The following is an 11,926-nucleotide window of genomic DNA, read 5'->3' as shown; positions in this document are numbered from 1 at the left end:
GACCGCAAGTGACGCACCGCACAGACGTGGATCGTTCCAGGCGGGGCTCAGACCTCCTGGGCGTCCAGCCGGCGCAGCAGGTTCTCGGAGAACCGGTCGCCCATCTGGTTGATCACCTGCTTCATGGTGGTGCGCACCACCGGGCCGGAGAGCTTCGGCAGCGGCAGGTCGAGGGTGATCTCGAGACTGGTGGACAGCCGGGTGCCGCCGTCCGCCTCGGCCAGGTCGTACCAGCCCTCGACCGACGAGCGCTCCGTCGTGCCCTCCGGCGGGTCGTGGCGGAACTCGATCCGGCTGGGCTCGTCGTAGGTCATCGCCTCGGTGAAGGCGGGCGAGACGTTCATGCCGGCCACCTCCAGCCCGCCCAGCTGCCAGCGCCAGTGGTCGCCGTCGGCGGTGATCCGCGAGACGAAGGGCGTCAGCTCGGCGACGGCGTCGGGGTCGCTGAGCACGGCCCAGACCTCGGCGCGGGTGGCGGTGATGACGGCGGTGGCCTCGGTGGAGGCGGAGAAGCGGGTCACGGGGTACCTCCGGCGGGGGCGGCGAGCGCGGCCTCCACGTCGTCGCGGATGCTCTCGGGGGTCGTCTTCGGGGAGTAGCGGCGCAGCACCGCACCGTCGCGGCCGACGAGGAACTTGGTGAAGTTCCAGTTGATCCGGCCGCCGAGCAGCCCCTTCTTCTCGCCCTTGAGCCAGTCGAAGACCGGGTGGGTCTCGGGCCCGTTGACGTCGATCTTGGCGAACAGCGGGAAGGAGACCCCGAAGTTCCGCTCGCAGAAGGACGCGATCTCGCCCTCGTCGCCGGGCTCCTGGTGGGCGAACTGGTCGCAGGGGAAGCCGAGCACGGTGAACCCGCGTGACGCGAAGTCGTCGTAGAGCCCCTGGAGGCCCTGGTACTGCGGCGTGAACCCGCACTGGGAGGCGGTGTTGACCACGAGCACGACCTGGCCGGCGTACTCGGAGAGGTCGACGTCCGCGCCGTCGATGCCGCGGGCGGAGAAGGAGCTGAGACTCGTCATGCCTGCCAGCATGACGGGCGGGGGTGCACGGGCGTCTCCCCCAGGCGTCAGCCCACCATCGTCCCGACGACGCTGACGGTGTCGCCCACGGACGGGGCGAGCGGGCCGAGGTCCTCGCCGCTGACCCGGACGCGGCGGTCCGCCACGTCCAGCCAGACCCGGCCGTCGCCGACCTCCGCGACCACCCCGCGCACCCGGTAGCGCTGCCCGCCGAGCCGCTCGAGCACCGGCTCCCCGTCGTCGACGGCGAGCGCGTCGTCGCTGACCATCCGCAGCTCGGGGCGCCTGCGGCGGCGCAGCAGCACGGCCAGGCCGAGGGCCACGAGCACGATGACGTCGAGCACGAGCACCCCGCCCAGCGGCAGCTTCTGCCCGGCCACGGCGAAGGTGGTGGGGTCCTCGGCGTCCCAGCGCACCTCGGCGGTGCCCTCGTCGCTCACCTGCTGCCAGGTCTCGTCGTCGACGGCCACCTGGAAGGTGCGGTCGTCGTCGCTGAGCCCCCGGCCGCTCGCCTGGTCACCGGCCTCGTCACCGGCCTGGGCCACCAGCGCCTCGACCACCGCGTCGGGCAGCCGCACCGCGACCTGCTCCCCGTCGTCCGCGGCGGTGGCGGCGACCTGCTCGCGCTCCCCGTCGGAGGCGAGCCGGTGCTGCGTCCACCAGGTCGCGGCCAGCGGGGCCTGGAGGAGGACCAGCACGAGGACGAGCACGATCGTGCGGAGGCTGCGGCGACGCATGGCGCCCAGTATCGGGGGTCGGGGCACGCTCACCCCAGGTCCGGGCCTCCGGAGGCCTCGGCGACCAGCGCCAGGAACCGCTGCCGGGCCTCCGCGTCCCCCTGCCGGCGTGCCCGCGTGCGCGGCACCTGGTGGACGGGGCGGGGCGCTCTGTCGTGGAAGAACGTGCCCCGGGCGGTCGAGGGGCGGGTGGCCACGAACCAGACCGCGGTGTCGGCGCCCTCGGCGGCGTCGCGCAGCAGCGGTCGCAGCAGCCGGTCGAACCCCGGCAGCGCGTCGGTGAGCCCGGGGGTCGCCACCCACCCGGGGTGCATCGAGGCGACCAGCACGCCGGTGCCCCGGGTGCGCCGGGCCCAGGCGTCGGCGAGCACGACCTGCATCCGCTTGGTGCGCGCGTAGGCACGGACCCCGTCGTAGGGCAGGTCCTCGGGGCGGCGGTGCTCGAGGTCGTCGACGGAGTCGGCGTGCAGGCCCGCGGTGTACATGCCGCCCGAGCTCATCCACAGCACGCTGCCCCGCCCCGTCCGCAGGGCCGGGAGGAGGAGGGCGGTCATCAGGTGCGGGCCGAGCACGTGCACGGCGAGCCCCTGCTCGTGGCCCTGCGGGCTCTCCTGCCGCTCGGTGGTGAGGACGCCGGCGTTGTGCACCAGGCCGTGCAGCGCGTCGACCCGGCCGAGCAGGTCCGCGCACCAGGCCGCCACGGCGTCGAGGTCGCCGACGTCGCAGACCTCCTCCACCACCTGCGCGCCCTGCGCCCGCAGGTCGGCGGCCTCCGCGGCCACCTTGGCCGGGTCGCGCCCGAGCAGGTGGACGACGGCGCCCAGCCCCGCCAGCCCGACGGCCGTGGCCCGGCCGATGCCGGAGGTGGCCCCGGTGACGACGACGTGCCGACCGGCCAGGCTGCCGGGCTCGGGGTCGCGGCGGGCCGGGTCGAGCCGCCAGCCCGCACGGCGCAGCCGGGGGCCGGTGGCCGCGTACCCGGGCAGGACCGCGCGGTCGGCGGCCACGTCCAGCGCGCGGGTGGCGGCGCGCGCCAGGCCCAGTGACAGGCTCCGTGACAGGCCCAGCGCCACTCCCCGTGCCGTGCGGGAGGCCGGTGCTCGTGTGCTCACGACCCGACCGTAGCCGGGCGCCGCGGCGACGATCCGAGCAGGTCAGGACACCTGTGGACAGAGTGGACACCCGCGTGGGACCAAGGTCCCGAAAACGACACCAGGATGCGGAAGTCGCACGTGCCGGCGTGCAGGCTGGCGCACCGTGGACGACGACGAAGCCGTCGCCGACGCTCGATGCCGATCCATCGTCGCCGCCCGCATCGCCCATGCGAGTCCTTCTCGGGAGACGCCATGCAGACACGACCCCGTACCGGGGCGCGCCAGCCCGCCAGTCGCGCCCCGGGCACCGGTCCCCCGACCGCACCGGTCACGCCACGCCCGTTCGACACCGCCGCCTGAGGCGGGTCCGGGCCTCCACGGCGCTCGTCCGTGCCTCCTGTGCCGCCCCCAGCGCCACGTCCGGGGCCAGGACGTCGTCCCCACCCCACCCCTGCTCAGCCCCTGCTCACTCCCCTGCCCACCCCCGCTGCTCGACCCCTCACCTCTCGGAGATCCCCCATGTCGCCCGTCCCCGCCGGCCGCCTGCGCGCCGCCGTCGTGGCCCTGGCCCCCGTCACCGCGCTGCTCCTCGGCGCCGTGCTCCCCGCCTCGGCCGCACTCCCCCAGACCCCGACCAGCACCAGCACGAGCACCAGCACCAGCACCAGCACCAGCACCAGCACCAGCACCAGCACCACCCTCGCCGGCGCGACCCCCGAGGGTCCGCCCGAGCCCGAGGTCCGCGGCGAGCGCCTCGTCGACGCCCGCACCGGCAGCACGCTGCACGTGGCCGGCCTCAACCGCCCCGGCACCGAGTACGCCTGCGTGCAGGGCTGGGGCTTCTTCGACGGCCCCACCGACGCCGCCGCGATCCAGTCGATGCTCGCCTGGGGCGTCAACACCGTGCGACTGCCCCTCAACGAGACCTGCTGGCTCGGCATCAACGGCGTCGACCCGCGCTGGAGCGGGGAGAGCTACCGCGCGGCCGTGGAGGGCTTCGTCGCGCGGCTGCACGACGCCGGCCTGGCCGTCGTCCTCGACCTGCACTGGAGCCACCACGGCAGCACCCGCGCCACCGCGCAGGAGCCCGCGCCCAACGCCGACCACAGCATCGACTTCTGGCGCAGCGTCGCCACCCGCTTCGCCGACGACCCGAGCGTGATGTTCGAGCTGTTCAACGAGCCGCACGACATCTCCTGGAGCTGCTGGCGCGACGGCTGCACCACCGCCGAGGGCTGGCGCGCCGCCGGCATGCAGGAGCTGGTGGACGCGGTGCGCTCGGTCGGCGCCACCCAGCCGCTGATCGTCACCGGGCTGCTGTGGGGCGGCGACCTCGAGCGCTGGTCGCAGTTCCGGCCCACCGACCCGCAGGGCCAGGTGGTGGCCGGCTGGCACGTCTACAACTTCTCCGGCTGCAGCACCGCCTCCTGCTGGGACGCGACGGCCGCACCGGTGGCCGAGGAGGTGCCGGTGCTGCTCACCGAGGTCGGCCAGGACGGGTGCGGTCGCGACTTCCTCGACCGCATCCTCCCGTGGGCCGACGAGCACGGCATCGGCTACCTCGCGTGGTCGTGGAGCACGGCCGACTGCTCGAGCATGCCGGCGCTCATCTCCGACTGGCAGGGCACCCCGACCGCCTACGGCGCCGGCTACCGCGAGCACCTCCAGACCCGGACGCTGCCCGACGACGACGCCGGCGCCCCGCCCACGGAGCCCGGCGGCACGCCCGTGCCCGTCGACCCGACCGCCCTGCAGACCTTCGAGTCCGGCACCCACGGCTGGAAGGCCCGCTGGGGCTCGATCGGCGTCTCCTCCTGGGCCGGCACCGCGCGCAGCGGCACCGGTGCCCTCGCCCTCGACCTCAGCGGTGCCGGCTGGCCGGCGGCCGGGTTCGGCGTCGGCTCCCAGGGGCTGAGCGGCCAGGTGCGGGGCGGGTCCGAGGTGACGATGCGCGTGTGGGCCCCCGACCGCGGCGACGGCACCGCGCCGGTCAGCGTCTCCCCGATGACGTTCGACCCCTCGTGGCGGGCCTGGGTCGGCGGCGCCGTGACGCTCCAGGCAGGCGCGTGGACCACCGTGCGGTTCACCGTGCCCGACGCCGGGGCGATCATCGCCGGCCTGCAGGTCAACAACGGCAGCGGCTGGACCGGCCGGATCTACGTCGACGACGTGGACGCGGTCGCACCGCGCCTCACCTTCGACGCCGGCACCGAGGGCTTCTCCACCCGGTGGGGCTCGGCCACGGTGGGCCGCCGCACCACCGACACGTGGGCGGGCGCCGGGGCGCTGACGGTGCGGCCCGGCACCGGCTACCCCGCGGTCGGCACGGCCTCGGTGACCGACCTGGACCCCGGCGACGACGTCGTCCTGCACGTGCACGTGCCCGCCGGCACCGGCACCTGGGCCGCCGGCACCGGGCCGAGCACGCGCCTGGAGGACGGCTGGAACACGGTGCGGTTCACGGTGCCCGCCTCGCTGGACCGCGTCCGCATCGTCGGCCTGCAGGTCAACAACGGTGGCGGCTGGAGCGGCACCCTCGGGGTCGACCAGGTCTCCTGGTGAGCGGCGCCTGACCCCGCCGGCCCGGCCGGGACGTCATACCTCTGAGGGACACTGCGTCCGCTCCGCATGACGTCCCGGCTTCGGGGCGTCCCGGCTTCGGGGCGCACGCGGCCGCCACTACCGTGGCCGCGTGCGCTTCGGAGTGACCCTGCTGACCGACCTGTCCTGGGCCGAGTCCCGACCCCGCTGGGTCGCGGCGGAGGAGATGGGCCTCGACCACGCCTGGACCTACGACCACCTGACGTGGGGCTCGCTGCCGGAGTCGCCGTGGCGCGACGCGCTCACCACCCTGGCGGCCGCCGCGGCGCTGACCAGCCGGATCGGGCTCGGCACCGCGGTCACCGCGCCGAACTTCCGGCACCCGCTGCCGCTGTACCGGGAGGTCCAGGCGCTCGACGAGATCTCGGGCGGCCGCTTCCTGCTCGGCCTCGGCGTCGGGGGCGACCTCGACTCGGCCAAGCTGGGCCTGCCCGACATGAGCGCCAAGGAGCGCGTCGACCGCTTCCAGGAGTTCACCGACCTGCTGCGGCGCCTGCGCTCGGAGGACCACGTGGACGCGGCGGGCACCTGGTTCAGCACCGTCGACGCACGCACCGCGCCGACGCCGTCCACCCCGTTCGTGGTCTCCGGCAACGGGCCGCGCTCGATCCGCTACGCCGCCCGGGTGGGCGAGGGGTGGATGACGACGGGCCGCCCGGCCGACGACCTCGACGGCTGGTTCGCGCACCTGGCGGAGATGACCGCGACGCTGGACGAGGCGCTGGAGAAGGCCGGCCGCGACCGCGCGTCGTTCCCGCGGTACCTGCTGATGGACGCGCCCGCCAGGTTCAGCCACGGGCTGTTCGCGCTCTCCAGCACCGACCTGTTCGAGGAGATGACCGGCCGCGCCGCCGCCCTCGGCTTCACCGACCTCATCACCCACTGGCCGCGCACCGGCGAGCCCTACGCGGGCGAGGACGCCGACCTCGAGCGGGTCGTGGCCGACGTCCTGCCGCGCTGGCGCTGAGCCTCTCCTCGCCTACTGCTCGACGGCGACCAGGCGCTTCTCGGCCGCCGAGACCCGGGCCGCGTCGAGGATCGCGAGGACGTGGATCGCCTCCTCGACGGTGACCACCGGGGCACCGGTGCCGGCCACGGCCTGCGCGAACGCGGTGTACATGTCGTGGTAGCGGCCCTGGGCCGAGGGCACCCGCTCCTCGCCGTCGGCGGTGCGCAGCCAGCCGGCGTTCTCGGGGCTGTCGTACCCCCAGCCCTCGGGGTCGGCGGCGGGCCGCAGGCCTGCGAAGACGTCCTGGGCCTGCACGTCGCGCGAGAGCGACTGGTAGCTGCCGGCCTCGCCGTAGGCGAGCAGCTCGCGCTGGGCCAGGTGGACGGTCTTGGTCGACTCCACCGTCGACATGGCGCCCGAGGCGTGGGTGAGCGTGAGGTGGAAGGACACGTCGGTCAGGCCACCGCCACGGCCGACGTCGGGGATGTCGGCGTGGTCGAGGTGGCCGAGCACGTGGGTGACCGGGCCGAGCAGGCCGACGACCTGGTCGACGACGTGGCTGCCCAGGTCGCGCAGGAGGCCGCCGTTCTCGCCGCCCTCCACGCCGTGCGCCTCGTCGAGGTCGAAGCGGGAGTGGACGCGCCAGATCGGGCCGAGGCGTCCGGCCTCCATCACGCCGGCCAGGGTGCGGACGTCGGCGTCGGTGCGGCGGTTGTGGAACGGGGCGAGCACCACGCCGGCGTCCTGCGCTGCCTGCGCCACCTCGCGCGCCACCTCGGCGGTGGGCATGAACGGCTTGTCCATGAGCACGTGGACGCCGGCGGCGATCGCCTCGAGCGCGAGCTCGCGGTGCGTGGCCGGCGGGGTGGTGATCGTGACGGCCTCGACGACGCCCGCGGCGAGCATGTCGGTGAGGGAGTCGAAGACGGGGACGCCGGGGTAGTCCTCGGCCAGCTCCTTGCGGCGGGCCTCGGAGCGGGTGACGACGCCCGCGAGCTCGACGCCCTCGGCGGCCTCGACGAAGGGGGCGTGGAAGAAGCGCCCGCCGACGGAGTAACCGACGACACCCAGCTTCAGCGGTGTGATCTCAGTTGCCATGAGGCTGAACGTAGCCGCGCGGATGGCACGTGCCAACAGCCTCCGAGCAGTCAATTCCCCCTCAGGATCGGCAGCCGTGTCGGGACCGATGACCCTCAGCCACCGCCCCCGCTCGTGGGACCATGGACTCGGTCGGCCACCTCGTCCGGCCGGCGAGCGGAGGGCACCAGGCATGTACGACGTCGTCGTGGTCGGCGTGGACGGCAGCGAGACCGCCGCCGCGGCCGCGCGCCGGGCCGCGCAGATCGCCGTGGCCCACGACTCGCGCCTGGAGATCGTCTCCGCCTACGACGCGGTGGAGGCCGGCGAGGCGGCGCACTTCGCGACCGAGGACGACGCCACGTCCGTCGCGGGGCGCCTGGCCGCGTCCCTGCGCGCCGCCACCCCCGGCCTGCGGGTCAGCGCCTCGCCGGTCGACGGCAAGCCGGGCGACGCGCTCGTGCAGCGGGCCGCCGAGCTGAGCGCCGGGCTGATCGTCATCGGCAACAAGCGGGTCCAGGGCGTCGCCCGGGTCTTCGGCAGCGTGGCCACGTCGGTGATGGCGAAGGCCCCCTGCGACGTCTACGTCGTGCACACCCACGGGAAGTGAGCGACCCGCAGCACGTGCCACCGATGTGAGGTGGAACACTTGTCAGCAACACAGCACGGTCGTCGAGCAGCGGCTCGGCACCGCACGACCCCGGCGAAGTCCCGGGACCAGGAGGGAAGCAGATGAAGAACATCGTCGTCGGCGTGGACGCCAGCGCCACCGCCGAGACCGCCGCCCGCAAGGCCGCTGAGCTCGCCGTCGCCACCGGGGCCACGCTGCACGTGGTCTCCGCCTACGAGAAGTTCAAGACCGAGGTCGTCGAGGAAGGCCCGGAGAAGTTCGACCGGTCCACCGAGGACCTGGCCGCCGAGCACGCCGTCCACGTCATCTACAACCTCAAGCGCGACCTGCCGGCGCTCGTCGCCGAGCCCAGCGCCGTCGAGGGCAAGCCGGGCGAGGCGCTCGTGCAGCGTGCCCACGAGGTCGACGCCGAGCTGATCGTCATCGGCAACAAGCGCGTCCAGGGCCCCAGCCGCGTCTTCGGCTCCATCGCCACCGACGTCATGCACAAGGCCCCCTGCGACGTCTACGTCGCGCACACCGTCGAGCGCTGAGCCTCCTGCTCCCCCGGAGGTCGAGGGGAGCGAGTCCCGGGCTGCTCCCGGAGGTCGAGGAAGGACGAAGTCTCGAGACCACCGGGATCAGCCCCGCCTCGGTGGTCGAGCTGCGACGAGCACCGGCGAGGAGCGCACGTCGAGACCACCACCCGTCCGCTACGGTGACGAAGACCCCCATGGGGGATATGCCGACCCACCGACGGAGCCGACGCATGAGCACCACCGCACCCGACCGACCGCAGGTCCCCGAGCAGGCAGCGTGGAGCGCCCTGCGCCGGTGGCCCGCCCGCCGCTGGGGCGTGGCCCTGCTGACCGCCGTCGCGGCGATCCTGGTCGTCGGCCTGCCGACGGACCTGATCCCCAACCCCGTCTTCGGCCGCGAGATCCCGCCGACGGCGTGGGCGTGGCCGGCCCTGCTGGTCTCCAGCGTGCTCGGCGGCCTGCTCGCCGCGACCTACGTCCGCTCGCCGCTCACGGTCATCACGGACGACGGTGAGGACGCCGGCCCCGGCACCCGCCGCGGCTGGGTCGGTGGGCTGCTCACCTACTTCGCCGTCGGCTGCCCGGTCTGCAACAAGCTCGTCCTGCTGGCGCTGGGCTCGGCCGGTGCGATCACCTGGTTCGAGCCGGTGCAGCCGGTCCTCCAGGTGCTGGCCGTCGGCCTGCTCGTGTGGGCCCTGCGCGCTCGGCTGCGCGGCGAGATCGCCTGCGCCTCCCCGGCACGGTGAGCCCGCGCCCGGTGCGGCCCGGCGAGCACGCCTCGGCCTTCGCCCCCGATCCGTACCCGGGCGAGCGGCCGGCAGGCTCCTTCGTGGTGGACGACGGCGGCCTGCTGTGGCCGCTGGAGCGCACCGGTACCGACTGGGTCGTCGACCGCCCCGATCGCCCCGACCTCGCCACCTGGCTCACCGCGGCCGGGGCGAGCCCGCTGGAGGAGCGGGTACCTCTGGTGGGCTACGGCTCCAACGCGTGCCCGGGCAAGGTGTTGCGCAACGCGACCCCGCTGCCCGCCGTGCACCTCGCCTGCACGCTGGAGGGCCTGGCCAGCGTGTGGTGCGACGGCCTGACCCACCGCGGGGACGTGCCCGTGACGCTCGTCGAGGCGCCCGGGCACACCGAGGAGGCCGCGCTGATGCTCGTCGACCCGGCCGAGCTGGCGGTGCTGGACGTCGTCGAGGGCCGCGCGGCGCGGGCCTACGACCTGGTGCGGCTCGAGGCCGGCCGCGTGTGCGTGGAGGGACGCCCGGTCACCGACACCCTCACCTACGTCGGCCGGGCCCCGCACCGGTGGCCGCTGCTGGTCGACGAGGCCCCGGTGCGCCGCGTCGACGCCGACCAGGCCGGCGTCCGCGCCCTGCGGTCGGGCCCGACGACGAGCGTCGAGCCCACCCCGCTGGGGCCCGTGGTACCGCTCGGCTGACGGGTCCGCTCAGCTGACAGGCCCTCTCAGCTGAACTGGCCCTCGATGCGGGCGATCTCGTCGGTGCTCAGCGGCAGGCCCGCCGCCTGCGCGGAGTCGCTGATGGAGGCCGGCCGGGAGGCGCCGGGGATCGGGATGACGTGGTCGCCCAGCGAGAGCTCCCAGGCGAGGACGACCTGCTGCGGGCTGACGCCGCGCTCGGCGCCGATCTCGTGGAAGACCGGGTAGCTCAGGCCGACGTCCTTGCTGCCCTGGCCGGTGCCGCCGAGCGGGCTCCACGGCAGGAAGGCGACGCCGTGCTCGCCGCAGTGCTCCATCTCCTCGCGCGAGGAGCGGAAGTTCGGCGCGAACTGGTTCTGCACGCTGGCCAGGCCGCCCTCGCCGAGCACCTCGAGGGCGACGTCGATCTCCTCGATGTTGGCGTTGGAGATGCCGACGGCCTTGATCTTGCCCTCGTCCTGCAGGGCCTTGAAGGTCTCGACGACCTCGCCGTACACGCGCCAGCGGTCTGGACGGTGCCACTGGTAGAGGTCGATGACGTCGGTGCGCAGGTTGCGCAGGGACGCCTCGACCGCCGCGCGCAGGTGCTCGGGGGAGCCGTCACGACCCCACACCTCGCCGTCGGCGCGGGTGATGCCGCCCTTCGTGGCGACGGTGACGTGGCTGGTGTCGCCGTACGCGGCCAGCGCCTCGGCGACGAGCGCCTCGTTGTGGCCCATCGTGTCCCACGACGGGGCGTAGCAGTCGGCGGTGTCGATGAAGGTGACGCCGGCGTCCAGCGCCGCGTGCACCGTGGCGATCGCCTGCTCCTTGTCGGGGCGGACGTTCGCGCCCATGGACAGCGGCATGGCGCCGAGGCCGATCGCGGAGACGGTGAAGGGGCCGAGCGTGCGGGTGGGGAGCGTCATGCCTCCACCCTGCCAGCCGGCACCGACGGCCCCACCACCTGCACGGTCCGTGGGCCGTGGGCGCCCGGCTCAGCCCAGCCAGTCCAGCAGCGCGCGGTTGACGGCGCGCGGCTGCTCCATGTTCGTGGCGTGCCCGGCACCGTCGACGACGGCCGCGCGGGCACCGGCCGCGAGCGCGGCCGAGGCGGCGGCGTGGCTGCTCGGCCACAGCTCGCTCTCGGCGCCGGCCAGGAACAGCGCCGGCACCAGGTCCCGGGCGATGACGGGGCGCCAGTCGGCGCGCGCGTGGTCGCCCAGGACGTCCAGGTCACCGCGTCCGAGGCCCGAGCCGCCGCCCGGGGTACGACCCATCGCGCGCAGCATCCGAGCCACCCGCCGCGGACGGCGCCACAGCGGGGTGCCGTGCCCGGTCGGGGGCACCTCACCCGCGAAGAAGGTGTCCCGGTTGCTCTCGTCGTAGCCGTAGTAGCCGTGGGCCCAGTCGGGGCCGTTGAGCATCCGCGGCGGCTGGTCCACGGTCACCACGCGCCGCACCCGGCCCGCACCGTGCGCGTCCAGGTAGGCCCAGATCGTGTTGCCGCCCATCGACCCGCCGACCAGGTCGACCTCCTCCAGCCCGTAGGCCTCGAGCACGGTCTCCACGTCGGCCGCGCGTCGCGTCATCGTGGTGCCGGGCGGGTTCGGCGACGCGTCCCCGTGCCCCCGCAGGTCCACGGCCAGGACGCGGAACCCCGCGTCGACCAGGGCGGGCACCTGGAACCGCCACGAGGACGCCGGCGCGCGGAAGCCCGGCAGCAGCACCACGGTGCGTGCCCCGACGGCTCCGTGGTCGGCGACCCGGAGCTCGGCGCCGTCGTCGGCGAGGAGGGTGATCCGGCTGGGGCTGCTGGCGGCGCTCGACACCTCCGCGACGCTAGCAAGGCGCCCGGGGCGCGGCCCCGCCCGCGGGGAGGGC

Annotated in this window: 13 protein-coding genes; 6 read left to right on the top strand and 7 right to left on the bottom strand. The window is 74.8% G+C overall.

Translation table 11 applies throughout. The features are described 5' to 3' along the window. Window positions 1-47: 47 nt before the first annotated feature. From M8330_RS12095 to M8330_RS12080, 4 genes are read right to left on the bottom strand one after another with little or no spacing between them, the layout of a single operon-like run. On the bottom strand, window positions 48-521 hold the full coding sequence (locus M8330_RS12095; RefSeq protein WP_250827524.1) for an SRPBCC family protein: 474 nt from the start codon (window positions 519-521) through the stop codon (window positions 48-50). Beyond that, window positions 518-1,018 (bottom strand): glutathione peroxidase, encoded by a 501-nt coding sequence (locus tag M8330_RS12090; RefSeq protein ID WP_250827523.1) that lies wholly within the window; start codon window positions 1,016-1,018, stop codon window positions 518-520. The genes M8330_RS12095 and M8330_RS12090 overlap by 4 nt, the downstream gene beginning before the upstream one ends. 47 nt (window positions 1,019-1,065) lie before the next feature. Next, window positions 1,066-1,755 carry a hypothetical protein gene (locus tag M8330_RS12085; protein WP_250055951.1) on the bottom strand — a complete coding sequence of 230 codons (690 nt, stop codon included), beginning with the start codon at window positions 1,753-1,755 and terminating at the stop codon, window positions 1,066-1,068. A gap of 29 nt (window positions 1,756-1,784) precedes the next feature. Further along, window positions 1,785-2,867, bottom strand: a complete 1,083-nt coding sequence (locus M8330_RS12080; protein ID WP_250827522.1) for an SDR family NAD(P)-dependent oxidoreductase — start codon at window positions 2,865-2,867, stop codon at window positions 1,785-1,787. 501 nt (window positions 2,868-3,368) lie between these two features. Between M8330_RS12080 and M8330_RS12075 the strand changes: the two genes are divergently transcribed. After that, complete coding sequence (locus M8330_RS12075) at window positions 3,369-5,411, top strand: glycoside hydrolase family 5 protein (protein WP_250827521.1); 2,043 nt, start codon at window positions 3,369-3,371, stop codon at window positions 5,409-5,411. A gap of 130 nt (window positions 5,412-5,541) precedes the next feature. Beyond that, complete coding sequence (locus M8330_RS12070; protein ID WP_250827520.1) at window positions 5,542-6,417, top strand: LLM class flavin-dependent oxidoreductase; 876 nt, start codon at window positions 5,542-5,544, stop codon at window positions 6,415-6,417. A 12-nt stretch (window positions 6,418-6,429) separates the two neighbouring features. On the opposite strand, the gene M8330_RS12065 is transcribed toward M8330_RS12070, so the two are convergent. Further along, window positions 6,430-7,497 (bottom strand): Gfo/Idh/MocA family protein, encoded by a 1,068-nt coding sequence (locus tag M8330_RS12065; protein ID WP_250827519.1) that lies wholly within the window; start codon window positions 7,495-7,497, stop codon window positions 6,430-6,432. A 172-nt stretch (window positions 7,498-7,669) separates the two neighbouring features. On the opposite strand from M8330_RS12065, the gene M8330_RS12060 reads away from it, so the two are divergent. The 4 genes from M8330_RS12060 to M8330_RS12045 all read left to right on the top strand — a co-directional run bounded on the left by M8330_RS12060 (window position 7,670) and on the right by M8330_RS12045 (window position 10,063). After that, window positions 7,670-8,086 carry a universal stress protein gene (locus M8330_RS12060; protein WP_250827518.1) on the top strand — a complete coding sequence of 139 codons (417 nt, stop codon included), beginning with the start codon at window positions 7,670-7,672 and terminating at the stop codon, window positions 8,084-8,086. Between the two features lie 122 nt (window positions 8,087-8,208). Then, window positions 8,209-8,640 carry a universal stress protein gene (locus M8330_RS12055; RefSeq protein WP_250055942.1) on the top strand — a complete coding sequence of 144 codons (432 nt, stop codon included), beginning with the start codon at window positions 8,209-8,211 and terminating at the stop codon, window positions 8,638-8,640. A gap of 215 nt (window positions 8,641-8,855) precedes the next feature. Next, complete coding sequence (locus M8330_RS12050; RefSeq protein ID WP_250827517.1) at window positions 8,856-9,371, top strand: hypothetical protein; 516 nt, start codon at window positions 8,856-8,858, stop codon at window positions 9,369-9,371. Beyond that, the gene (locus tag M8330_RS12045) at window positions 9,368-10,063 is read left to right on the top strand and encodes a hypothetical protein (RefSeq protein ID WP_250827516.1); all 696 of its coding nucleotides are present in this window, start codon (window positions 9,368-9,370) and stop codon (window positions 10,061-10,063) included. Before M8330_RS12050 ends, M8330_RS12045 begins: the two co-directional genes overlap by 4 nt. 26 nt (window positions 10,064-10,089) lie before the next feature. Here the strand turns inward: M8330_RS12045 and M8330_RS12040 are convergent, their stop codons facing one another. Both M8330_RS12040 and M8330_RS12035 read right to left on the bottom strand, forming a co-directional pair. Beyond that, entirely contained in the window at window positions 10,090-10,971 is an 882-nt protein-coding gene (locus M8330_RS12040) for an aldo/keto reductase (protein ID WP_250827515.1), read from the bottom strand. 69 nt (window positions 10,972-11,040) lie between these two features. Further along, a complete protein-coding gene (locus M8330_RS12035) occupies window positions 11,041-11,874 on the bottom strand; it encodes an alpha/beta fold hydrolase (protein WP_250827514.1) in 834 nt (277 codons plus the stop codon). Window positions 11,875-11,926: the final 52 nt, after the last annotated feature.

The organism is Nocardioides bruguierae (genome assembly GCF_023656415.1).
Lineage (GTDB): Bacteria > Actinomycetota > Actinomycetes > Propionibacteriales > Nocardioidaceae > Nocardioides > Nocardioides bruguierae.
The sequence above is the reverse complement of the archived record's forward strand: the minus strand, read 5'-3'. Positions and strand labels throughout refer to the sequence as shown.